Raw genomic sequence first — 24,262 nt, 5'->3', positions numbered from 1 at the left:
GTAATTATTTAATTAGATATAAGTAAGACCCAGCGGAGCTAAACTCCACTAGGTCTTAGATTAAAATCTAATAGAAGATACTAACTTACTTTTCAGAGGTAAGCTCATCAGCTACTGCAGCAGCAGCGGAAGCAGCTTTAACGCTTTCGTCTTCTGGCTCCTCTTCTTCCGTTAAGAAAGCACTCAAGTCTATAGCCTCTCCACCAGCAACGAATTTCACAGCACGCATACCAGCAAGCAAGCCCTTAGAACGAGCAACTTCCTGAACAGCGGAACCAAGCTGACCATTACGAACAATAGCGTTAATAAACTGGCTTGGATCCATACCATACTGCTGAGCAACAGAAACCAAGAAGTTAGTGACATCTGCCTGAGATACAGAAACATCGAGGCTTTCTGCCAAAGCGTCGAGAACCATTTGGTCACGAAGCTCCTTTTCTGCAGCCTTCTCAGCTTCTTCCTTCTGCTCTTTAGTAGCCTTTTCAGGATCTGGAGTCATACCCTTAAGATGTTCAGCAACAGCCTTTTCTTTAACACCCTTTGGTACAGGAATCTCAACCTCTTCCTGAATCTTAGCAATAAAGGCATCGCGAGCCATAGTAGCCTGACGGCCTTCATTTGCCTGCTCGCAAGACTTACGAACATCAGCTTTAAGCTCTTCGAAAGTATCAAACTCAGAAGCTTCCTGAGCGAAGTCATCATTAAGCTCTGGCAATTCCTGAGTCTTAACAGAGTTAACCTTCACCTTAACCTGAGCTTTTTTACCCTGGTTCTTTCCAGCCTCAAGAGTGCCTTCAAAAGTGGTCTCTTCGCCAGCGGAAAGACCTTCCAAAGCTTCATCCAAACCATCAAGCATGGTGTTGGAACCAAGCTCATAGCTCACGCCATTCTGAGAATCAGCAACCTCATCGTCGATTCGAGCTTCCAAATCAATGTTAGCAAAATCACCCTTCTTAGCTGGGCGATCAACACCAACAAGAGTACCGAAGCGCTGACGCAAAGCCTCAAGACGAGCATTAACATCTTCGTCTGTAACTTCTGGCTTTTCTACTTCGATTTCTACACCCTTGAACTTGTTAAGCTTGAACTCTGGACGACGCTCAACAGTTGCAACAAACTTAAGCTTAAGTTCGTCTTTAGCAGATTCTGGGACTTCCTGAACATCAAATTCTGGCTGATCCATTGGGCGAATCTTCTTTTCTTCCAAAGCCTTAGAATAAAGCTCTGGAACAGCAGAATTTACAGCTTCACCGGCAACAGCTCCGAAGCCAACTCGCTGATCTACAATCTTGCCTGGTACGTGTCCCTTACGGAAACCTGGCACGTTGATTTGCTTTGCGATCTCTTTACGAGCCTGATCCATAAATGGCTCAAAATCTTCGAGATCTGCGGTAATGGTGAGCTTAACCTTAGTTGGCTCAAGATTCCTGACGCTGATTTTCACGCTTCATGCTCCTGAAATTACGTTTTCTAGCTTCTGCCATATGGCACAACCGTTACATAATAGCGCGAGTTACGGACTCTGCAATTAAATCGCTTTGCCACGTTCTTGCGCCCTGCTCTACAAGAAACTCCTTAACGTTAATATGCTCAATATTATCTTGCCAACAAAGATTGCGAATAATTTGCGGTTTAATAATGATTTCTGTAGGAGTATGCGTATCTTCTGCAATCTTGATTAAAGACTGCTTTACATTTTGTAAGCGCTCATATCTTTTGGGATGATGATCACGCCAATACTTCATAGATCGTGGAGCTGCTTGCGATTCTTGTGCGTCGCTAGAATCCGCAGAATCGCCAGCATCCGCAGAATTGTCAGAATCGCCAGAATCGTTGTAATTGCCATATTTACTACTTGAATCATCAAGCTTAGAAACAATAGCAACTTCCCCACTTTTAGCGCGACTAATCGCGTCTTCTATAACAACTTTCCACACATTTGGCTTGATTTTGCGCTGAATCGGAGCATAACGTTCAAACATCTTGTCTTGCTCGCTGCCCGTGTGAATCCTAACGCGTTCGTTAAGAATGCGAATTGAGCGAAACTCCCTAGAATTACTTGGTTTTCGCTTTCCTGCTTCAATAATCGCAGCATCCGAAAGCAATAGAGTTGGCGCAATATCGTATTGACAAGCAAGCTCATCTCGCTTTTGCCAAAGCTCTTTTGCAATCATTAAGCCGATTTTATCGTGCATAAGAACGCTTATATGAGATATTCTAAGCCAAGGATTTGGGTGAGGAGCCTTCTTTTGCGCACCTTTACTTAATAAGTGTGCAAACTCTTGATTTGCCCATAAAAGCTTGCCTTGCTTTTTTAACTCGCCACTCATTACTTCTTCTAATTCGATTAGCAATTCAACGTCTAAAGCCGCGTAATTTCGCCAATCTCTAGGAAGAGGTCTATATGACCAATCCGCTGCAGAATGTTCTTTTGCAAGAGTAAGCCCCAAATAATATTCAGTTACAGAGCTTAATCCAAATCGCTTTCTACCAAGCAATTTAGCTGCAATCTCGGTATCAAATAAGGCGCGCGGGCGCAAACCAATATCGAAAAATCCTGGCAAATCTTGCATAGAATCGTGAATAATCCAAGGCGCGTCTCCTACTGCCTTGTTAAATTCATGCCAATCAACGCCAAGTTTTCCTAACGCTATTGGGTCCAGCAATCCAATTCCTGCACCTTTGCGTTTGAACTGAATCAGCCAATCTTCGTGACCATATCTAAAACCAGATGCGCGCTCTGCGTCTGCAGCCAAAGACCCCGACCCTGATGCTAACAAATTACAATATTCTTTATATGCTTCAAGCGTATCAATGACTTCTGGAACTCCTTCTCTAGGCTCTTTTAAGAGCTTTGGTTCCTTATTCAAGAACGCCTCCCGATTTGCATGCTCTAGCCAAAGTCTTACGCTTTTTGCATCTTGCCTTGCAATTTTTTGCAAAATATCCGTAAAAAATATTTAAGCCGTGTTATAGATTGTGCATCTTTTAACACGGCTTCAACTTTCGCACACAACTACGACTAATCAAAATAAATAATCAATTAAATAATCATTTAGATAATCAATCTGTTTTATTATTTACTATTTCTCCATTTATGCGCTTAACAAGTTTAGTTTTAAGGAATCTAGTAAGAGTAAATGCGACTGCCGAAACTAAAACTGTTGGGATAACGTAGAGAGCATGTAAACCTAAATCTCTTATTGGGAAAGTGGCAAGTTCTGTAGCAATAGTTATAGCAATAGATATTATCGGCACTTCGATAAGAGGTTTCTTATCGAAAGCCGCAACGATATTTATCGGCAACAAAATTATCGGCAAAACAATTAAAATAATAAGCGCTGTGCCAAAGCCAAACTGATCGTTACACCGTGCAAAAATAGCTAACGCTAATGCAAAAGCTAATGCAATCCAACAACCTATTCTGCGCTTCATTGCGTATCCTTTCTCTAAAAAGGGTATTTGTATAATTATACAAAATCCTTCAAAAAAATACAATACACAAAGATTGCCTAAAACGCATCGAGGTTCAGTCTAATACACTACAAAACCGTGGTCTTTGAACTGATTTACAACTCGCTCTTTTAATGCTCTAGAAGGTCCTTTTTGATTCTCAAGTGGGTACGGAATCCTAAGCTCATGCCACTTTGGACGGCCTAGTTGATGGAATCCAAGCACGTCAATATGCTCAACAGCATCTCCAAACGAATCGCAAATCTCAGCAACTTTTTCAACATTTTCTTCACTGTCTGTAAGACCTGGAACGAGCACAAAACGCACCCAAATCTTCTTACCAGCCTTCGCTAAGCGCTGACCAAAGTCAATAGTTGGCTGAAGCAAGCCGCCAGTTACTTTTTTATACGTTTCTTCAATACCAGATTTAACATCTAGCAAGCAAAGATCAATGTCGTCAATCATTTCGTCTGTATAATTGCGATTCAAAAAGCCCGAAGTATCTAAGCAAGTATGCACGCCCATTTCTTTTGCTGCACGAAATACTCTAGATACAAAAGCTGGTTGCATCATGGATTCGCCGCCAGAAAATGTGATTCCGCCACCAGTTGCCTTAAAAAGACTTTGATAACGGTCTACTTTTTTAATCATTGCATCTAAGTAGACTGGCTTGCCATCGCGCATTTTCCAAGTATCTGGATTTTGGCAATATTGGCAGCGAAGTGGGCAGCCGCTCATAAAAACAGTCATACGAGTGCCAGGGCCATCAACAGAAGTATTAATATCCCAAGAATGCACAAATCCAATATCGCCAGTTTTAAGAGCAACTAAGCGGTCTTTTCTGTCTAATCCAATTGGAGATTCAAAACCAGAAAGACCACCCATTAAAGTTTGTCGGGCATACTCTTTTGACTCCTTTAACATGTGCTGAGTCGTGGTACGAAATGCTGTGTTTTCAACCATCTATATGCCCTCCTATAACCGTCTTTGGTTTAATTTATTCGATTTTAAAAACTACGTTTATTTTAAAAGCCGCCAGGAGCAAAACCTACTCACTCCCGGCGGCATTCGCAATCAATCAGAATCAGTCAGTAACTGAACCCTGGTGGAATGTACGAGAAATAACGTCGAGCTGCTGCTCCTTAGTGAGCTTTACGAAGTTCACTGCGTAGCCAGAAACGCGAACCGTAAGGTGTGGATACTTTTCTGGGTGCTCAACAGCGTCTTCAAGCTGTTCCTTGCGCAAAACGTTGATGTTTGCGTGGTACAAGCCGTGACCGTTGCCAGCGTCCAAAATACCAACCAAATTCGTTATACGCTCGTCTTCATCTCTTCCCAAACCATCTGGCGTAATGGTGTTGGTCAAAGAAATACCATCGAGAGCATCATCATAGTCAATCTTGCCAACGGAGAACATGGATGGAAGCATACCGTGAGAATCCATACCATTTTCTGGGTTTGCGCCTGGAGCGTAAGGAGTACCCTTCTTGTGACCAGATGGGAAGGAACCAGTGTTCTTGCCGTATTCAACGTTAGAAGTAATAGTCAAGATAGACTGAGTTGGAACAGCATTACGGTACACAGGCAAACGCTTTACCTGACCCATAACAGTGCTTACAACCCACTTTGCCAAGTCATCAGCACGATCGTCATCGTTACCGTAGATTGGGAACTCTCCAACCGTCTTGTAGCCAACGATTAAGTCGTCTTCTGCGCCTTCGATGTACTCATACTCATGACCTTCAGTGGTCTTAGCATCCTTGTTGTAAATTGGGTAAACCTTTGCATACTTCAAAGCAGCCAAGGAATCTGCAGCAATAGACAAGCCAGACATACCGCAGCCGAGTGTACGATAGACTTCCCTATCGTGCAAAGCCATCTCAATGGACTCGTACGCGTACTTATCATGCATGTAGTGGATGATGTTCAAAGCCTCAATGTAGGTTTCGGAAAGCCATTCCAAAGCCTTCTCGTAATTGGCCTTAACCTTCTCGTAGTCAAGAGTTCCGTCGGCTTCTGGCTTGATTGGGTCAATAACACCCTTATCAATAACCTGCATGCCAGTCATTTCATCGCGACCACCGTTAATCGCGTAGAGCAAAGCCTTTGCGGAGTTAACGCGAGCAGCGAAGAACTGCATTTGCTTACCAACGCGCATTGGGGAAACGCAGCAAGCAATAGCAGCGTCATCGCCCCAGTGCTCACGAATATCTTTATCGGACTCGTACTGAATTGCAGAAGTGTCGATAGAGATTTGTGCGCAGAAACGCTTGTAGGCTTCTGGAAGCTTTGGATCCCAGAAAATAGTGATGTTTGGCTCAGGACCTGGCCCAAGATGCTCAAGAGTCAAAGTGTTGAGCAAACGGAACGAAGTCTTAGTAACAAATGTGCGACCATCATCGCTGAAGCCAGCATCGGACCAAGTTGCCCAATATGGATCTCCAGAGAAGATTGCGTCGTAATCCTTAGTACGCAAGAAGCGAACAATACGAAGCTTCATAACCAAAGCATCAATGATTTCCTGAGCATCGGTTTCGTTGATTAATCCAGCCTTCAAATCACGCTCAAAGTAGCAATCGAAGAATGCGGAAACACGTCCGAAGCTCATTGCAGCGCCATCCTGGCTCTTAACAGAAGCAAGATAGCCCATGTAAGTCCACTGAACAGCTTCCTTAGCGGTTTGAGCTGGGCGGCTCAAATCCAAGCCGTACTCGTTACCCAAGTTGATAAGCTGCTTCAAAGCCTTGATTTGCTCATCGTGCTCTTCGCGGAAGCGAATCCAATGCTCAATCTCGGTCTCAGTAAAGTCGTTGCGGTATGGAATCGAATCCTTATCGCGCTTCTTGAACTCAATAAGCATGTTTACGCCGTAAAGAGCCACGCGACGATAATCACCGATAATACGACCACGACCATAAGCGTCTGGCAAACCAGTCAAAATCTTATTGTGGCGAGCAATCTTAATATTCTTGGTGTAAACACCAAACACGCCATCGTTATGAGTCTTGCGATAAACGGTGAAAATCTTCTTAATTTCTGGATCTACTTCCTTGCCGGCTTCCTTAATAGCCTGCTCAACCATTCGCCAACCACCGTTTGGCATCATAGCGCGCTTGCAAGGTTCGTCAGTTTGCAAACCGACGATTACGTTATCTACTTCTGGGCTTTCAATGTAGCCTGCTGGCATTGCGTCAATGCCTGCTGGAATATGAGTTTCAACGTCGTATACGCGGCGCTCACGCTCAACTGCCAAGTAATTGTCATCGAGATACTTCCACATATGCTTCGTTTTCTCGGTAGCATTCGCCAAGAAGGATTCGTCGCCTTCGTATGGGGTGTAGTTCTTTAAAATAAAGTCGCGTACGTCAATATCTTTTTCCCAATTGCCGCTTGTAAATCCATCCCACGCTTTTGCACGAAGATCCTCTTCGGTGAGAACGGATGCATCCACTGATGCCATATTTGACTCCTTTCGTATCCACGACGCTTCTTCACGCCGTCTTCTCTACTATGTTAAAGCAATGTTTAAACAGTACACGTCGATTTTTTACTATTTTAAAGTGAGTTACCTCACATTTTATGCTTTTATGTATTCAATTTAGTAAAAAACGCTAGTTTGAATACTCAAACTAGCGCATATGCAATATGTAGTTAATCAACGGATGCTTGCGACTTTTCCCAAGACGTATCCAAGATTTCGTCTACTCTCTAAACGCGGTTGTTACTGGAATTCGCCTATCTCTTCCAAACGCAATCGCACTAACTTTTGGCCCTAACGGATACTGCCTACGCTTCCATTCTGCGCGGTCTACAAGCCTAATAACTGTATTAACTGTGCGCTCATCAAAACCATCTGCAAGCAAATCTGCGCGACCATGAGCAAGCTCAATATGAGCTTCCAACACTTTATCTAGCAAATCGTATTCTGGCAAAGAATCAGAATCCTTTTGCCCTGGTCTTAGCTCTGCGCTTGGAGGCTTAATAATCGAGTTTACAGGTATAAGAATGCCATCTTTTGGAGCATTGTCTTTAGGAAAATCTTCTCTTCCTGCAATAGGTAACATTCCAAGACCTACTCCATTTTGAGCAGCACGATTTCGCCATCTAGAAAGCGCCCAAACGCGAGTCTTAAACAAATCTTTAATAGGAGCATACCCTCCTACTGCATCTCCATAAATCGTAGAATAACCGCATGCAAGCTCCGACTTATTACCAGTAGCTAGAGCCAGCAAACCTTTTGAATTAGAGTACGCCATAACAATCACGCCTCTAACTCGCGCTTGCAAATTCTCTGCAGCAACACCTTGTAAATCAAGCTGATTTTGGAATGACTTAAAAAGTGGCTCAATAGGCTGAATATCGTAATGTGCTCCAAGTCGCTTAGCTAAATCGCAAGCGTCGTCTTTAGAACCAAGCGAAGAATACATGCTTGGCATTGAGATTCCCCAAACGTTTTGCCCTCCGCAAGCATCTGCCGCCATAGTTGCAACTAGCGCAGAGTCAATTCCGCCAGAAAGTCCTAAGCAAACGCCCTTAAATCCGTTTTTGCGCATATAATCTCTAAGTCCTAAAACACATGCGCAATAAACTTCTTCGTCTGGGTCTAATTTTTGAGCAATCGTTGAGCACTTTTGTGCATCTAAATCTGTATTAAAATCAACAAAACTTAAGTCTTGATCAAACATTTTAGAACGCTCGATCAGGGATCCATCTGCGTTTACTACAAAACTGCCGCCATCAAAAACAAGATCATCTTGAGCACCAACTTGATTTACGTAAACAAGAGGAGCATTAAGCTCTTTTGCACGCTTTTGCGCCAGCTTTAAGCGAATATCTGTTTTGCCTTCTTCGTACGGAGAACCGTTGATTGTTACTAAAACATCAATCCCCTCTTTAGAAAGACGCGCAACTGGGCCGCCATCTTGCCAAATGTCTTCGCAAATCGCAAATCCTAATTTTGCGCCTTTAACGTTTAGAATTCCGCAATCATCTCCAGAAGAGAAAATTCTAAATTCGTCAAAAACGCCATAATTTGGTAAGAAATGCTTGTCATAAACAAGCTCCACTTTTCCATCATGAATAACAAGTAAACGATTTCTTGGCTTACCTAATTCATCGTCTACACCAACTGTTCCAACAACAACGTATAAGTCAGCTAATCCGCTATCTTTTAAGATTTTTGCAAGACTGTAAGCAGCGTCGCTAGCTGCTTTTCTAAATGTTGCACGCAAAGCAAGGTCTTCGATTGGATACCCTGTTAGTGTCATTTCTGGAAACACAACAATATCAGCGTTTCCACTACTTGCATCTTTGCAAAATCGCAATATTTCATCCGTATTTTTGCTTATGTTTCCAACGCAAGTGTCAATTTGAGCTAAAGCTAAACGCAAAGAAGTCATGTTTTTATTATAATCCATGTTGCATAAGCCGCATTGTATAAAGTCATATTGCAATAAAAGCATCCACTAAACAGAAAAATCGCAAAACGCCAATCATAAAAAACAAGCGAAAAACAAAAAATCAATCGCAAGTATAAAAAATTAATTGTCACATATCTGCCTGATTTCATTAGTATTGCTAACTCGTCATAAATTATACAAATAGAAAATAGGTAGCGAAGAAGATACAAAATCGCATATATTGATATTCCGTTGCTAAGAAACAAAAAATCAACGAACAAAAAACATTAAAGGACAAGGGGAAAAATATGAAAATCACAAAGAAGAACACAAAGATTATTGCAGCTTTTACAGCACTAACTGCGATTTTGGGGCTTTCACTAAGCGCATGCGGATCTTCTGCAAATGGAGCAACTAAAGACGATAAGGTGATTAAGGTTGCAGCTTCCCCAACTCCTCACAGCGATATTTTAAACAAAGTAGTTAAGCCAATTTTGCAAAAACAAGGCTATAAGTTGGTTGTTAAGGAATTTACTGACTACGTGCAACCAAATACTGCTGTAGAAGAAGGCGAAGCAGACGCAAACTACCATCAGCATTTGCCATACTTAGATAACTTTAATAAAGAAAGAGGAACGCATATTATTTCTATTGCTGGAATCCACTTTGAACCATTTGGACTTTACCCAGGAAAGACTAAAACAATTAAGGACTTAAAAGATGGCGCAACAGTTGCGGTTCCTAGCGACCCAACCAACGAAGCTCGCGCACTTCTTCTTTTGCAAGATGCAGGTCTTCTTAAGCTAAAGAATCCAAAGGATGTTAACGCAACAAAGAAAGATATTGTTTCTAATCCAAAGAATCTAAAGTTTAAGGAAATAGACGCTGCTTTGGTTCCAACAGTTGTTAAGGACGTTGATTTAGCTGCTCTAAACGGAAACTACGCTATTCAAGCTGGATTTAACCCAACTAAAGATCCTCTTACAAGCGAAAAAGTTGGAGGCGTAGCTGCTAAAACATACGAAAACATTATTGCTGTTAAGAAAGGATCCGAAAAGCTTGCTAAAATCAAGGCTCTTGTAAAAGCGTTAAAAACAGATGCAGTTCGTGATTTTATAAAGAAAAACTACAACGGCGCTGTTTTGCCAGTTTTCTAAGATGATTACAGTGTTCTAACCATAAACAAGTATGAGACATGTGACTCACAAAAGCATAGAGGCGCATGCCTCATGCTTGTTTTTCAAAATCAGTGAGAGATAATATGATTCAAATTGAGCATCTTTATAAAACTTACTCAAGTGGTAAGCAATCGCACGAAGCACTTAACGATATTAATTTAACTATTGAATCAGGCGAAGTATTTGGTATTTTGGGATCTTCTGGAGCTGGAAAATCATCATTAGTCAGATGCATGAACTTGTTAGAACGTCCAACATCTGGAAGAGTGCTAATAGACGGAAAAGATATTACGGACGCCAAAAATAGAGATTTATCTAAAATAAGATCGAATATTGGAATGATTTTCCAAAACTTTAGTCTTTTTCAACAGCGAACTGTGTTACAAAATGTGACTTTTCCTTTGGAACTAAACAACACTCCTAAAGAAAAAAGAGAAGAACGAGCAAAGTATTTACTCGATTTAGTTGGATTAAAAGATTTAGCAAACCGCTACCCTGTTCAGCTTTCTGGCGGACAACAGCAAAGAGTTGCAATAGCGAGAGCACTTGCTAATAATCCTTCTATAATGCTTTGTGACGAAGCAACAAGCGCCTTGGATTCAACAACTACAGCACAAATACTTGACTTGCTTAGAAGAATCAACCGAGATCTTAACGTAACACTGGTTATTATTACTCACTCGTTAGCAGTAGCAAGAAATATTTGCGATAGGGTTGCTATGATTGACGGCGGAAAAATCGTAGAGATCGGTGACACTTCAACACTTTTCAAAAATCCTCAAAGCAATATTTTAAAAACGCTTATTGCAGACGAACATGTTGAAAACCATAGGGGAACTAAATCCAATAATAGTAATTCCGAAAATGAAATAACCACTAATAGCGCAACAAACAATGGGGTGAAATAAAAATGCCAGAAAATATTTCACAATTTATAGACGAATATGGAGAACTACTTATTGAAGGCACAAAAGATACAATATCTATGACTTCAATATCTACACTATTCGCATACGTAATAGGATTACCAATAGGAGTTCTTCTTATAACAAGCGCAAAACAAGGAATACGTCCTAACTCATATTTGAATGCGGTTTTAGGTTGGATTGTAAATATTGTTCGCTCAATACCGTTTATAATCCTACTTGTTGCAATAATTCCACTTACTAGACTTATTGTTGGAACGTCTTTGGGAGTTTCTGGCGCTATTGTTCCTCTTGTTTTAACAGCTGCACCATTCGTAGCGCGAATTGTTGAGCAATCTCTTGCAGAAGTTGATGGAAGTCTTATAGAAGCTGCACAAAGTTTTGGCGCAAGCAATACGCAAATAGTATTCAAAGTATTGCTTTTTGAAAGCTTGCCTTCATTAATTCGTGGAGCGGCATTGACTTTCATTACACTTTTTGGATTCTCTGCAATGGCTGGAACTGTTGGCGCAGGCGGTCTAGGAGATATTGCAATTCGCTACGGATATCAGCGTTACCAATACGATGTTATGAGTGTTGCTGTTATTTTCTGTATTCTTCTTGTGCAAGTAGTACAAACTGTTGGAGATTTAATATCCAATAAAATCAACCATCATGAACGTCGATAATATCCAATAAAAAGTCACAAATAAAAAAGTCACAAATAAAATCCTAGTAGCGTAAGATACAGTAAAATCTATTAATCGCTTCTAGGATTTTCTATTTATCAAATGATCAACCATTCAACATGCCTACGATTTATTGAAAAGATACCAAATAATGTAGAATGTCTGAGTCACAACATTTTGCAGGGGTGCTTTCTTTTTAAAGAAGGCTGAGATAGGTGAAAAACCTGACCCTTCGAACCTGTTAGTTAATACAACGTAGGGAGCAACGATTAAGTATGACCTCAAACTATCCATACGCATCAATGCGTGACCAGTTCAACCTAAACACATGTTTTATTGCAAATCCTAAACTATGCAAAAGTCGCGCACTCACGGATATAGTTGACGACTCTTTACGCGCAGGATCAACATTTATAAGGCTTAATTGTGCGGATGAAAGCGCAAAAGAAATCACATCAATCGCACGAGATATTGCACAAATCATAGAAGATAACGATAAATGTGATTCAGTAACTTTCGTAATAGACGGAAGAGTTGACGTTGTCTGGCAGGCAAGAAATCAAGGAATTAAAGTCGATGGAGTTCATCTTGCGCAAAGCGACATGGAACCTAAAGAAACACGAGCACTTTTGGGAGAAGACGCAATAATAGGCTTGTCCGTAGAAACAGAAAGTCTTGTTAAGGTTATTAATGAACTTCCTGATGGCTGCATTGATTATATTTGTGTAACGGCAATGCATAATCCAGAAGATGGTTGCGAAAACATTACTCCAACTTATGAATTAGAACCAAATCACACTATTTTAGATGGAGCAAAGATTAATACTATTTGCTCAGCAAGCGATTTTCCAGTACTTGTTGGAGGAAGAACATCTTTAGAAGATGTTGACATGATTGCTCGCAGTAAGGCTGCAGGATTGTTTGTATCTGAAGCATTGTACGCAAGCGAAACACCAGAATCCACTATGAGTGAATTCGTGGAACGCTTTACGCACATTCGCGGCAATCAAAAGCACGGTTATGCAAAACGCGTTATAGTTCAGGAAAAAGCTGATGAGAAAGCTAACAATACGCCAAAGTTCATTAATGCTAAAGAAGCAAAAGATGCTGCAAAATTAGCAAAGCAACAGCGCGTTGATATTGCTTCTCGCGGATGTACTCAGAGGGACAAAGCTCATATTCGTAAAACTACGCCAGTTCACTTTGAATATGAATATGGTTCTTACGATTTGGAAGTGCCGTATACAGAAATTAAGCTTTCTGATACTCCAGGCGTTGGTCCTAACCCACCATTTAAGGATTACAACACAGAGGGACCTAAGTGCGATCCTAAGGAAGGCTTGGCTCCTCTTCGTCTTGATTGGATTAGAGATCGTGGCGATGTTGTTGAATATGAAGGTCGTAGTCGAAATCTTCAAGATGACGGCAAGCGAGCTATTAAGCGCGGTAAAGCTTCAAAAGAGTGGCGTGGTCGCACTCATAAGCCAATGAAGGCTGCAGATCATCCTATTACCCAAATGTGGTACGCGCGTCATGGAATTGTCACTCCAGAAATGCAGTATGTTGCTACTCGCGAAAATTGCGATGTGGAACTTGTTCGCTCTGAAGTTGCATTTGGTCGCGCTGTGATTCCTTGCAATATCAACCACCCTGAAGCAGAACCTATGATTATTGGTTCTCGCTTCTTAACTAAGCTAAACGCAAACATGGGTAATTCTGCTGTAACATCTTCTATTGACGAAGAAGTAGAAAAACTTACGTGGGCTACTAAGTGGGGCGCGGATACCGTTATGGATCTTTCCACAGGTAACGATATTCACACAACTCGCGAGTGGATTTTGCGTAACTCCCCTGTTCCGATTGGTACCGTGCCAATGTATCAAGCTTTGGAAAAAGTTGAGGATGATGCTTCTAAGCTCAGCTGGGAGCTTTTCCGCGACACTGTTATTGAACAGTGCGAGCAAGGCGTTGACTACATGACTATTCACGCAGGCGTACTTCTTCGCTACGTGCCTCTTACTGCAAACCGCGTAACTGGTATTGTTTCTCGAGGCGGCTCAATTATGGCTGAATGGTGCTTACAACACCATCAAGAAAGCTTCTTATACACTCACTTCGAAGAATTATGTGAGATTTTTGCCAAGTACGATGTCGCATTCTCTTTGGGAGATGGTTTACGACCAGGAAGCTTGGCTGATGCAAACGATGCTGCTCAGCTTTCCGAGCTTATGACGCTTGGTGAACTTACTAAGATTGCTTGGCAACACGATGTTCAGGTTATGATTGAAGGACCAGGACACGTACCATTTGATACGGTACGCATGAATATTGAAATGGAGAAAGCGATTTGCCAGAATGCTCCATTCTATACTCTTGGTCCTTTAACAACCGATACTGCACCAGGATATGATCACATTACTTCCGCTATCGGCGGCGTTGAAATCGCTCGTTATGGCACAGCAATGCTTTGCTACGTCACTCCTAAAGAGCATTTAGGACTTCCTAATAAGGATGACGTTAAGCAAGGTGTTATTGCTTATAAGATTGCTTGTCACGCTGCGGATCTTGCTAAGCATCATCCGCATGCCATGGATAGAGATAACGCTATAAGCAAGGCTCGTTTCGAGTTTCGCTGGCTGGATCAGTTTAATTTAAGCTACGATCCAGATACCGCTATCGCTTTCCATGACGAAACGCTTCCAGCAGAGCCAGCAAAAATGGCTCACTTCTGTTCCATGTGTGGACCAAAATTCTGCTCAATGGCTATTTCTCAGAATATTCGCAAGCGTTTCGGTGGCGCAGATCAACAAGAACAACTTGTTGAAGAAGCCCGCAGTCAGGCTATTGCCGAGGGTATGAAAGAGATGAGTAAAAAGTTCCAGGAAGCTGGTTCAACGTTGTATCAAAGCGCCAAAGCGTAGAGTATCTATGTTTCTAAAGTTTTGATATTACGAAAATAAGGCGAGTTAATGCAAGATTAATCCTGCTCAAGCTCGCCTTATTTTTATTTGCAACAGTTTTATTTGCAACAGTTTTGAACAGTCTTTAACATATGGGAAAATCGCATTATGACACTTATCAATATGCATACGTCCGAAGGCGATATAAAGATTAATCTTTTTGACGATAAAGCGCCTATTACAGTAAAAAATTTCGTTGACTTGGCGACTGGTTCAAAAGAGTGGATGAATCCTTTTACGGGAGAAAAATCCAACGAACCATTCTATGACGGTTTGACATTCCATCGTATTATCAAAGACTTTATGATTCAAGGCGGATGCCCTCTTGGAAACGGAATGGGTGGTCCTGGCTACGAATTTGACGATGAGATTGACCCATCCTTAAAGTTTGATAAACCGTATCTTCTTGCAATGGCAAATGCTGGAAAACAGCGCGGACGAGACGGACGCTTACACGGCACGAATGGATCTCAGTTCTTTATAACTACCGTGCCAACTCCTTGGCTTGATGGTCATCACACCATTTTTGGAGAAGTCGTGGATGATGAATCTAAAGCTGTTGTAGATAAGCTCGAATCTGTTCCAACAGATAGGTCTGATGCCCCACTAGAGCCAGTTGGAATTATATCTATTGAGGTTATTAAGTAATAACATTAATTAAAATAAAGCATAAATAATATAAAATTGCAATAATAAAACTTCCAGCCAAAACATTATTTGACTGGAAGTTTTATTGTTTAGGTTTTCTTGTTTAGTCGCGTTCCATTTTTCTGAGTCGCGGTTCCGCACTATCTTTTGCGCCCGTAATTCTATAAACGTCAAAAACACCATCAATCTTACGAATTGCAGCAAGAAGAGTGTTCAAATGCTGAGGATCTGCCATTTCAAACGTAAATTGACTTGTAGCAACGCGGTCATCTCCAGTAGCAATCGTTCCCGAAAGAATGTTTACACCATGATCCGAAAGAACTCGCGTAACATCCGAAAGCAAATGCTGACGATCCAAAGCTTCTACTTGAACTTTAACAAGGAACAAGCCTTTATCGCTAGTCCATTGAACAGGAATAACACGCTCCGACTGTGACTTTTGCAAATCAATCATATTCTGGCAATCCGTTCTATGAACAGAAACACCCTGATTTCTAGTTATAAAACCAACAATGTCATCTCCAGGAACAGGCATGCAACAGCGAGCAAGTTTAACCCACACATCTCCAACGCCCTTTACGGAAACACCAAGAACACCATTAGATTTGCGATTACGCTCAACTCTCCTAAGCGGAAGTGCTTCTTCCTGAGCTTCTTCAGCTACTTCTTCACTACCAGCATCTTTAACAAGACGAGAAATAACGTTTTGAGTGGAAACTTGACCTTCGCCAATTGCGGCGTAAACAGCTTCTACATTAGCAGTTATATTAAGCTCTTCTGCAACACCTATTAACGCTTGTGGAGTAAGTAAAGTAGATAAAGGCAAATTACGTTTACGCATAGCTCGCGTAAGCTCGTCTTTACCCTCTTCAATCGCCTCCGAACGGCGTTCCTTGCTAAACCATTGACGAATCTTATTTCTAGCTCTAGGGCTTTTTACAAAGCTGAGCCAATCTCTTGAAGGACCAGCAGTATCAGACTTTGATGTAAGAACTTCTACAGTATCGCCATTGTTAAGCTTAGTGTCAAGTGGCACAAGCTTTCCATTTACGCGAGCGCCCATCATTCTGTGACCAACCTCAGTATGCACAGAATAAGCAAAGTCAACTGGAGTTGCATCTTGCGGAAGAGCAACAATACTTCCCTTTGGAGTAAACACGTAGACTTCCGAAGCTCCAAGATCTTGCTTTAAGGAACCCAAGAATTCGTCAGAATCTGGCGTTTCACTGGTCCAATCTGCAAGCTGCTGAATCCACTTTAAATTATCTAATTCGCTAAGCTCTTTGTTTTCTTCTTGTTCACGCTTAACATCACCTTTATCTGGCTTGCTTAAAGCGCGACCAGCTTGTCCGTTTGCCTTATACTTCCAGTGAGCAGCAATACCAAATTCAGCACGCCTATGCATGTCCCATGTGCGAATCTGAATCTCCACAGGCTTTCCACCAGGACCTACAACAGTAGTGTGCAAGCTTTGGTACATATTTAGCTTAGGCGTTGCTATATAGTCCTTAAAACGTCCAGGAACAGGACTCCAGCGCGCATGAACTGCACCTAATGCAGCATAACAGTCTCGAATAGAATCAACGATTATTCGCACACCTACAAGATCGTAAATATTTTCAAAATCATGACCGCGAACAATCATCTTTTGATAGATTGAAAAATAATCTTTTGGACGCCCCTTAACAGAAGCTTTTACATGTTGCTGGTTTAAATCTTCATTGATTTCTTCTAGAATTTGACGCAAATAAACTTCACGTTGACCAGCTCTACGAGCAACTAAAACTACTATTTCGTTATAAATTTTTGGATATAAAACTTTAAAGCTTAGCTCTTCAAGCTCTGTTTTAATTGCGTTCATGCCGAGTCGATTTGCAAGAGGAGCGTAAACATCTAGAGTTTCACGAGCCTTTTTATGTGAGCTAGATGGCTTAACGTATCTCCATGTACGAGCGTTATGCAAACGATCTGCAAGTTTTACCACCAACACTCGCACATCTCGGCTCATTGCAACAACCATTTTTCTGATTGTTTCCGCCTGAGCGCTTTCTCCATATTCCATTTTTGATATTTTTGTAACACCGTCGACTAATCCTGCAACAGTATCACCAAAATCAGCCCTACACTCTTCTAGCGTATAATCAGTATCTTCAACAGTATCGTGCAATAACCCTGCAGCAACAACTATAGGACCCATTCCTAGGTCAGCTAAAATCTGAGCAACAGCAAGAGGATGAATAATATATGGTTCGCCGGATTTACGCCTTTGACCAGTATGCTGTTTTACGGCTCTAGCATAAGCTTTGTGCAAAATCTCCATATTCTCATCGGGATGATGCCACTTACACATTCGCAATATTGGGCACAATGGGTCTCGCATATCTTCGCTAATTTCACATCCGAGCATGTTAGCGACCTTAATGTCGTCTTGATTTTCACCCATCGAATATCACCTCCCGATTTATAGTTACTATCCTACCTTGTAAAACAAGCTAAATCATACAATAATCTACATGTCTAATATTAAACACAATAAACTTAATATTAAATACAATAAATCCGACTCAGTCTAATAAACTTAGCTCTGGCCGGATTTATGTAATTTATTGCACTCCAGTAGATCCAAATCCTTTTGTAGATCTATCTGATCCTGGAAGCTTATTTGCTTCAATAAAATTAGCTTCAACATAACGCTGGATAACTAGTTGAGCTATACGATCTCCACGATGGAACTGCACAGTATTGTTCGGATCCATATTTATCAACGGAACCTTAATTTCACCGCGATACCCAGCATCAACGGTTCCTGGCGCGTTAAGAACTGTAACACCTTGTTTTACAGCGAGACCAGAACGCGGATGAACTAGAGCAACGTATCCAGCTGGCAAAGCTATAGCAACACCAGTTGGAACCAGAGCACGTTCAAATGGGCGCAAAGTCACATCTTGCGTAGTTCGTAAATCCGCCCCAGCATCTCCAGCATGAGCGTAAGAAATATGTTCCATAGCAGGCTGATTACTATCAGTATCATTCAAATTATCCAAATACTTGATAAGAACTTCTACCTGTTCTGGACCAGTGTAGGTCTCGTCATAAGACATTAGGCTGCGCACTCCTTACAAACTGGCTGACCATCTTGAGACATTTGTGCAAGCTGACTACGATGCTTTACGAGGAAACACTCTGAGCAAATAAATTCATCACCCTGCATTGGTATTACTGTAACAGACGCATCTTCATTGCTTAAATCTGCACCTGGCAACTCGTAATCTTCTGCAATAGCATTCTCATCATCGTCTATATCGTTAGCAGAGCTTTGTGAACCCTTACTCAACGCTTCCAATGACTCCTCGTCTTCGTCTTTACTACGAGGAGAATCATAATCCTGTGCCATTATGGTCCTTTCGTTTTTAAAACTACTTACTAAATCTACTTTTATACTTTTAGCTATCTAATAAAAGCTACCTACGCGCATAGCATACATGAAAGCTACCCCGCATAGAATACTCGCTTTTTTATTCATAGAAAATGGCAAAGAAGGCAGACTATGGACTAAAGTATGTTATAAGTAGCGTTAAAAGCGAGGAAAGTGGTGCACAATGCTTGAAAATCCGCCAAAAGAGGCGAGTTTCGATCATGTGGATAATAATGGCGATTTAATTTTTATTTTTGAAAACACGCCGTTAAAAATTCATGTTGACGACACGCTGGAGCGCGCGATTGCCGAATCAAAAAAACTAACAAATGTTGGTGGCGATAATCAAAACACAGTTAATTCTATTGGTAAATCTGATGATTCGCCAGCTGCTACCACGGCAACACTACCTATATCTCAGATACAAGCACTGATACGTGCTGGCGTCGATCCAGAACATGTTGCAAAGCGATATAACGTAAGCGAATCTCAAGTTAAAAGATTCTCTAGTGGCGTTGAAACAGAAAAACAGTACGCTATTGAGCAATTCTTAACAGTTCCAGCTCCAAAACAAAGCAATATGAGAACTATTTCAGATTTGATCGAACGAACTCTCGCAAAAGCACATATTGGAATGGAAACTGTAAAATGGCGTGCCACAAGACGCGGACTTGAACCATGGCTTATAACAGCAGAGTTCAACACTGCTACTCGAACAATAAAAGCAGAGTGGACTTGGAATATGCACGACAACTCTATTACGTGCGCAAACCCTTCATCTAGATTGTTGCTTGGCGAAGAAATCATGAACAATGATTCTTCTTCTAAAAAATCACAGTTTGGAGGAGCTTATAGAGACACAGTAAGCATAAACTTCCCATTCGCAAATGATGAGCTTCCAGGAAATTCGATTCGTTCTGCAAGAATAGAACGTGCTGTGAGTCAGTGGGAATCAAGGAATAGCGTTAATCTTGCAAATGTTGCTATTCAAACAGAGGCTGCACAAAAAGAACAAAACAGCAACAATACTAATAATTCTTTAGATGGTTATACAGAAAATCCAATTCTAAGCGATTTGGTATCAAACTCTACTCCATCTAACAATCCAGATAATACAGAACAGTCTTCTGCAAACGTAAAAAACATAGAAGCCGCAGAAACTGCTGCAAATATTGCAAACTCTTCTTCTAATTCTGGAATCTATAAGTCTAAAGAAAATTCAGAAAATGAAGATAGTAGCGAAAATACGAGCGCAAACATTTCACAAGATAATTCTAGTGAAAATGCGGTAGTCGATTCTTCCAATTCTGCTTCTGCAAAAAGCAAATATGCAAATTCTAAATCAAACACTTTTGGATCAGATTCTGAAGATGCGCATGTTCAAGCAGATAAAACAGTTGCTATAGAAACTCCAAAAACTGAACCAAAACAGTATATGAACGAGCATACTAGGGCTAAGAAGAGCACGAGAGCTGCTGTTCCTAGTTGGGATGAGATTCTTTTTGGAGAGGCTTAATTGATCATAAATCAAGCTATATCAACTAAGCATGGAATATCCATTTCCATGTGACTCATAGAGCCATGAACGCTTGGTAAGTTCATGGCTTTTTCTGTTTCTATCCTGGAATCCACTATAGTTACAGATGACTTTGCTTGAACAAGAACATCACCTATGACGCTTAATGCTAACGGGCTGACTTTCCCAAAAACACCATCTTTAACAGCTTGCTCTTTAGTTCTTACACGCGCTTTATCTTGCAAAACGTTAGACCATCTTAACGCAATGTCATCTGGATTTTCGCCATCTTCCGCGTAAAGCATAACAGACCTAGGCTCTCCCCCAACAAGCTTCACTCCTTTAGTAAGACGACTATCTTTCGCAATATCTATTTTCAAATCTGGATTTGATTCAATCATTCCATGGTCTGCAGTAATAACAATCAAAGTGCCTTTTTGACAATTCTTTTTTAAAAGACTCAGTTGCGCGTCTATCTGCTCAAAAGCTGAAACCCAATTCTCAGATTTCCAACCGTAATTGTGACCAACTTTATCAATATCTCTAAGGTACAAATATGTTAAACCAGGCGTTTTAGTACTATTGGCAGCATTCATAATTCTTGCTCTAGGAGTTGATCCACTTATGAATTTAGCTCCCCTAAAAGCTGCTTGAGTTAGAGGAGAATCCTCAAATTTTGAAAGACTTACATGATTCGCTCTAACACCTAAATTAGAAAGCGACTCAAATATTGTAGGCTGGCGTTGCAAATCTAATGGATCTGGAGCATCCCTAAATTGGATTAATTGACATAATGCCCCCGTTTTAGGATTTTTTTGCGTGTATCCCGTCATTGCAGTAAGACCAGGGCATGTTCCAGTGCCAAAAGTTGCCATTGCCGCAACCGTAGTACTCGGAATACAAGTCTTTATTGGACGCTGATTTGCGCAATCGTTAAGAAGATAGCGCAAATAAGGAGCATGACCTTTTCTAATAGCAAGATTCCAATAGCCAAGTCCGTCTACAAGCACAACAACAGCACTCTGTGACTTCGGAAATCCAAGACTAATGCGCGCAGTATCAGGATCATTATAAACAGCTGTACTAATCGAAGCATCAATCGAAGAGCTTACTGCTGGAAGAATCGCAGACAAACGAAGATCGGAATTACACGAATCATCAACAAAATTCAGCAAATCATCCACAGACGGAATCTCAATACTCATAAGCAACATTGTAGTCAAAACACAAACTATACAAAATCATGAATAATGCATAACAGACTATGAGTAAAATAAGCATAAAATAAGCATTTAACAAAGTTTTGTGCACATAAATTGGTATTATAAAGGCTTGTAAATCACTTCAAGGAGTTCAAAACCATGCCTTCACGCAGCAAATCAGCAAAACAAACCTTCGACCCTAGAAAGGTTAAGGAAAACATTGTTGAAACGCCGCTTAACGAAGAAATGAGCAAATCATTCCTCGAATACGCATACTCGGTGATTTACGCGCGCGCATTGCCAGACGCTAGAGACGGAATGAAGCCTGTACAGCGCAGAATCGTGTATCAAATGGGAAACATGAACCTTACCCCAGAACACGCATACATGAAGTCTGCTCGCGTTGTAGGCGAAGTTATGGGAAAACTGCATCCGCATGGAGATTCCGCAATTTACGAGGCAATGGTGCGTTTGGCTCAGCCATTTTCTCTTAGACTCCCTCTGGTTGACGGTCATGGAAACTTTGGTTCCTTAGACGACGGTCCTGCAGCATCTAGGTACACGGAAGCGCGACTAGCTCCAGCAGCACTTGGAATGAATGCAGATATAAACGAAGACACTGTTGACTTTGCTCCAAACTATGACAATAAGCTAAAAGAACCAACTGTTCTGCCTGCCGCTATACCAAACTTGCTTGTAAACGGAGCTTCTGGAATCGCAGTTGGAATGGCCACAAATATGGCTACTCACAATCTTGGCGAAGTCGTAGCTGCAGCGAAATACGTTATGAAGCATACAAATGCTACCCTAGACGATTTAATGCAAATAGTTCCAGGTCCAGACTGGCCAGGCGGCGGCATAATTATTGGACGAAGTGGAATCCGCGAAGCGTACGAAACTGGAAGAGGCGCTTTTACAACTAGATCGAAAACGCATATTGAAAACGTTACAGCGCGCAAAAAGGCGATTATTGTTACAGAATTGCCATTTATGGTTGGCCCGGAGCGAGTGCTCGAGCGCATATCTCAAGGCATAAAAGCGCGCAAACTAGACGGAATATCTGGAGCAATAGACTTAACAGATAGGCACAATGGAACGCGAATCGTAATAGAAATAAAAACAGGATTTGATCCAAACGCTGTTCTTGCGCAACTTTTTAAGCACACTCCGCTGCAAGAAAGCTTTACGATTAATAACGTTGCACTAGTTGATGGAAGACCTCATACAATGGGGCTTCGCGAGCTTCTAGACGTGTGGATTGCGCACAGAAGAACAGTTATTAGAAGGCGCAGCGAATTCAGGCTAAACAAAGCCAAAGATAGATTGCACCTTGTAGAAGGCTTGCTTCTTGCAATGCTAGACATTGACGAAGTAATACAAGTAATTAGGTCTTCCGAAGACGCAGAAACCGCTAAATCAAAGCTTATTAGCGTATTTGATTTAGACGAGATTCAAGCGCAATACATTCTTGACTTAAGACTTAGAAGACTTACAAAAATGAGTCGAATCGAGCTAGAAGGCGAAAAAAACGACTTATTGCAAAAAATAGATGAACTTAACGAGATTCTAAGCTCCGCAAGCCAGCTAGACAAAGTTGTGATTGCAGAAATGGATTACGCTGTAAAACAGTGGGATACTCCGCGCAGAACAATTCTTTTAGACGAACAAGAAGACGGCAGCTTTACGCCTGTTTGCACTAAAAACAGTAAAGAAGTTAATTCTGATTCAGCTATGGACGCAGTTATTGCAGCAAATCAATTGACAAATGCCCAGGCAGATGTTGCAGCAGCCGCAAGCGCCGCTCGTAAGTCTGGAGACACTGACGCAACTTCAGCAGCTTTGCAATTAAGCGACGAACCGTGCGCCGTAGCTTTAAGCACATCTGGTCTTATAGCAAGAACTAGTGTTGAAACATTTAATAGATGGCAATCACATTCTTCAAATATCTTTGACACTCCATGCTTAAACGTGTTTACTACTACTACGCGAGCAACATACGCTTTAATAACATCCGCAGGGCGATTAGTAATAGCGCATGTTGCAGACTTGCCACATTTAAATCAAGGAGATGAAAACGTTTCGGAATCTCTTTCCAATGGTGTTAAAGCAAGCGAATTATTAACTTCTACTCAAAGCACAGACCCAATTAGAGGAGAGAAAGTCGTAGCTGCTATTGCATTAAGCGATTCTGATTCTAAAACTCCTATATCTTCTAAAACTCCTCTTGCAATAGGAACAAAGAATGGCATCGTAAAACGATGGAATTTTGAATCGCCAACAACAATGGATTCTTGGAGCATTATTGACTTAAAAGACAATGATTCAGTTATTAATGCAGCACTCGCTAATGATGAAGATAGGCTTGTGTTTATAAGCAGCGATTCTTCTCTTCTTACATTCGACGCAAAACAAGTTAGACCTCAGGGGCGAAACTCCGCTGGAATGGCAGGAATTAGGCTTAATGAAGGATGCACTGTTTCTGCTTTTGCTGTAGTTGCTAAAAATGATGTTGAATGGAATTACGAAGAGGGCGAAAATGGTCTATTTTCTGCTTCTGGAAGCGTAGTGTTCACTCTTGCTGGAGATAGCGATGCGCTTGCTGGAACAGAAAACGGAGCTGCAAAGATTACACCATTAGAAATGTATCCTACAAAGGGTAGAGGCACTGGAGGCGTGCGATCGCAGCGATTCCTTAAAGGGCAAAACACAATTTTGGCAGCATACGTTGGCAATTATCCGCTTTACGCAACTACACAACGTGGAGCAAACGTAGAGCTGCCTAAGCCAGATATGCGAAGAGATGCTTCTGGAACCGAGCTGGTTTCCCCTATTGCGCATATTGGGTAGATACGTTGTGTAGTTAAGTTGTGTAGTTACGCCATTTATGCAATTATTTC

At 41.3% G+C, this 24,262-nt stretch carries 17 protein-coding genes and 1 riboswitch; of the genes, 7 read left to right on the top strand and 10 right to left on the bottom strand.

Annotation, left to right across the window (positions count from 1 at the left end):
* Positions 1 to 85: 85 nt before the first annotated feature.
* The 6 genes from tig to HXT46_RS02445 all read right to left on the bottom strand — a co-directional run bounded on the left by tig (position 86) and on the right by HXT46_RS02445 (position 8,852).
* Complete coding sequence (tig, locus tag HXT46_RS02470; RefSeq protein ID WP_004112612.1) at positions 86 to 1,444, bottom strand: trigger factor; 1,359 nt, start codon at positions 1,442 to 1,444, stop codon at positions 86 to 88.
* 52 nt (positions 1,445 to 1,496) lie between these two features.
* Positions 1,497 to 2,870: an HRDC domain-containing protein gene (locus HXT46_RS02465; protein ID WP_032836416.1), complete on the bottom strand. Its 1,374-nt coding sequence runs from the start codon at positions 2,868 to 2,870 to the stop codon at positions 1,497 to 1,499.
* A gap of 193 nt (positions 2,871 to 3,063) precedes the next feature.
* Positions 3,064 to 3,435 (bottom strand): hypothetical protein, encoded by a 372-nt coding sequence (locus tag HXT46_RS02460; RefSeq protein WP_004115434.1) that lies wholly within the window; start codon positions 3,433 to 3,435, stop codon positions 3,064 to 3,066.
* A 99-nt stretch (positions 3,436 to 3,534) separates the two neighbouring features.
* Entirely contained in the window at positions 3,535 to 4,416 is an 882-nt protein-coding gene (gene pflA, locus HXT46_RS02455) for a pyruvate formate-lyase-activating protein (RefSeq protein WP_004112608.1), read from the bottom strand.
* A gap of 121 nt (positions 4,417 to 4,537) precedes the next feature.
* Positions 4,538 to 6,913 carry a formate C-acetyltransferase gene (pflB, locus tag HXT46_RS02450; protein ID WP_004112605.1) on the bottom strand — a complete coding sequence of 792 codons (2,376 nt, stop codon included), beginning with the start codon at positions 6,911 to 6,913 and terminating at the stop codon, positions 4,538 to 4,540.
* Positions 6,914 to 7,154: 241 nt separating this feature from the next.
* On the bottom strand, positions 7,155 to 8,852 hold the full coding sequence (locus HXT46_RS02445) for an NAD+ synthase (RefSeq protein ID WP_248902367.1): 1,698 nt from the start codon (positions 8,850 to 8,852) through the stop codon (positions 7,155 to 7,157).
* Between the two features lie 308 nt (positions 8,853 to 9,160).
* Here HXT46_RS02445 and HXT46_RS02440 point away from each other — a divergent pair, with 308 nt between their 5' ends.
* The 5 genes from HXT46_RS02440 to HXT46_RS02420 all read left to right on the top strand — a co-directional run bounded on the left by HXT46_RS02440 (position 9,161) and on the right by HXT46_RS02420 (position 15,232).
* On the top strand, positions 9,161 to 10,009 hold the full coding sequence (locus HXT46_RS02440; RefSeq protein WP_004112601.1) for a MetQ/NlpA family ABC transporter substrate-binding protein: 849 nt from the start codon (positions 9,161 to 9,163) through the stop codon (positions 10,007 to 10,009).
* 104 nt (positions 10,010 to 10,113) lie between these two features.
* On the top strand, positions 10,114 to 10,938 hold the full coding sequence (locus HXT46_RS02435; RefSeq protein ID WP_014554658.1) for a methionine ABC transporter ATP-binding protein: 825 nt from the start codon (positions 10,114 to 10,116) through the stop codon (positions 10,936 to 10,938).
* Between the two features lie 2 nt (positions 10,939 to 10,940).
* Positions 10,941 to 11,624, top strand: a complete 684-nt coding sequence (locus HXT46_RS02430; RefSeq protein WP_004112597.1) for a methionine ABC transporter permease — start codon at positions 10,941 to 10,943, stop codon at positions 11,622 to 11,624.
* Positions 11,625 to 11,795: 171 nt separating this feature from the next.
* A riboswitch (TPP riboswitch) is annotated at positions 11,796 to 11,903 on the top strand.
* Positions 11,900 to 14,545: a phosphomethylpyrimidine synthase ThiC gene (thiC, locus tag HXT46_RS02425; RefSeq protein ID WP_421786250.1), complete on the top strand. Its 2,646-nt coding sequence runs from the start codon at positions 11,900 to 11,902 to the stop codon at positions 14,543 to 14,545. Its footprint overlaps the riboswitch before it by 4 nt.
* 147 nt (positions 14,546 to 14,692) lie before the next feature.
* Positions 14,693 to 15,232, top strand: a complete 540-nt coding sequence (locus HXT46_RS02420) for a peptidylprolyl isomerase (protein WP_004112594.1) — start codon at positions 14,693 to 14,695, stop codon at positions 15,230 to 15,232.
* Positions 15,233 to 15,335: 103 nt separating this feature from the next.
* Here the strand turns inward: HXT46_RS02420 and HXT46_RS02415 are convergent, their stop codons facing one another.
* The 3 genes from HXT46_RS02415 to HXT46_RS02405 all read right to left on the bottom strand — a co-directional run bounded on the left by HXT46_RS02415 (position 15,336) and on the right by HXT46_RS02405 (position 18,626).
* Entirely contained in the window at positions 15,336 to 17,675 is a 2,340-nt protein-coding gene (locus tag HXT46_RS02415; protein ID WP_101890166.1) for a RelA/SpoT family protein, read from the bottom strand.
* Between the two features lie 160 nt (positions 17,676 to 17,835).
* Positions 17,836 to 18,333: a dUTP diphosphatase gene (gene dut, locus HXT46_RS02410; RefSeq protein WP_009993670.1), complete on the bottom strand. Its 498-nt coding sequence runs from the start codon at positions 18,331 to 18,333 to the stop codon at positions 17,836 to 17,838.
* Complete coding sequence (locus tag HXT46_RS02405) at positions 18,333 to 18,626, bottom strand: DUF4193 domain-containing protein (protein WP_004112589.1); 294 nt, start codon at positions 18,624 to 18,626, stop codon at positions 18,333 to 18,335. Before HXT46_RS02405 ends, dut begins: the two co-directional genes overlap by 1 nt.
* A gap of 205 nt (positions 18,627 to 18,831) precedes the next feature.
* Here HXT46_RS02405 and sepH point away from each other — a divergent pair, with 205 nt between their 5' ends.
* The gene (gene sepH / locus HXT46_RS02400; protein ID WP_065189324.1) at positions 18,832 to 20,163 is read left to right on the top strand and encodes a septation protein SepH; all 1,332 of its coding nucleotides are present in this window, start codon (positions 18,832 to 18,834) and stop codon (positions 20,161 to 20,163) included.
* A gap of 11 nt (positions 20,164 to 20,174) precedes the next feature.
* Here sepH and HXT46_RS02395 read toward each other — a convergent pair whose 3' ends face one another.
* Positions 20,175 to 21,368 (bottom strand): alkaline phosphatase family protein, encoded by a 1,194-nt coding sequence (locus HXT46_RS02395; protein ID WP_032836418.1) that lies wholly within the window; start codon positions 21,366 to 21,368, stop codon positions 20,175 to 20,177.
* Positions 21,369 to 21,524: 156 nt separating this feature from the next.
* On the opposite strand from HXT46_RS02395, the gene HXT46_RS02390 reads away from it, so the two are divergent.
* A complete protein-coding gene (locus HXT46_RS02390) occupies positions 21,525 to 24,212 on the top strand; it encodes a DNA gyrase/topoisomerase IV subunit A (protein ID WP_065189323.1) in 2,688 nt (895 codons plus the stop codon).
* Positions 24,213 to 24,262 lie beyond the last annotated feature (50 nt).

Origin of the sequence: Gardnerella sp. DNF01204 (genome assembly GCF_049244145.1) — a bacterium.
GTDB classification, from domain to species: domain Bacteria; phylum Actinomycetota; class Actinomycetes; order Actinomycetales; family Bifidobacteriaceae; genus Bifidobacterium; species Bifidobacterium vaginale.
This window is presented reverse-complemented; position numbering and strand designations above follow the sequence as displayed.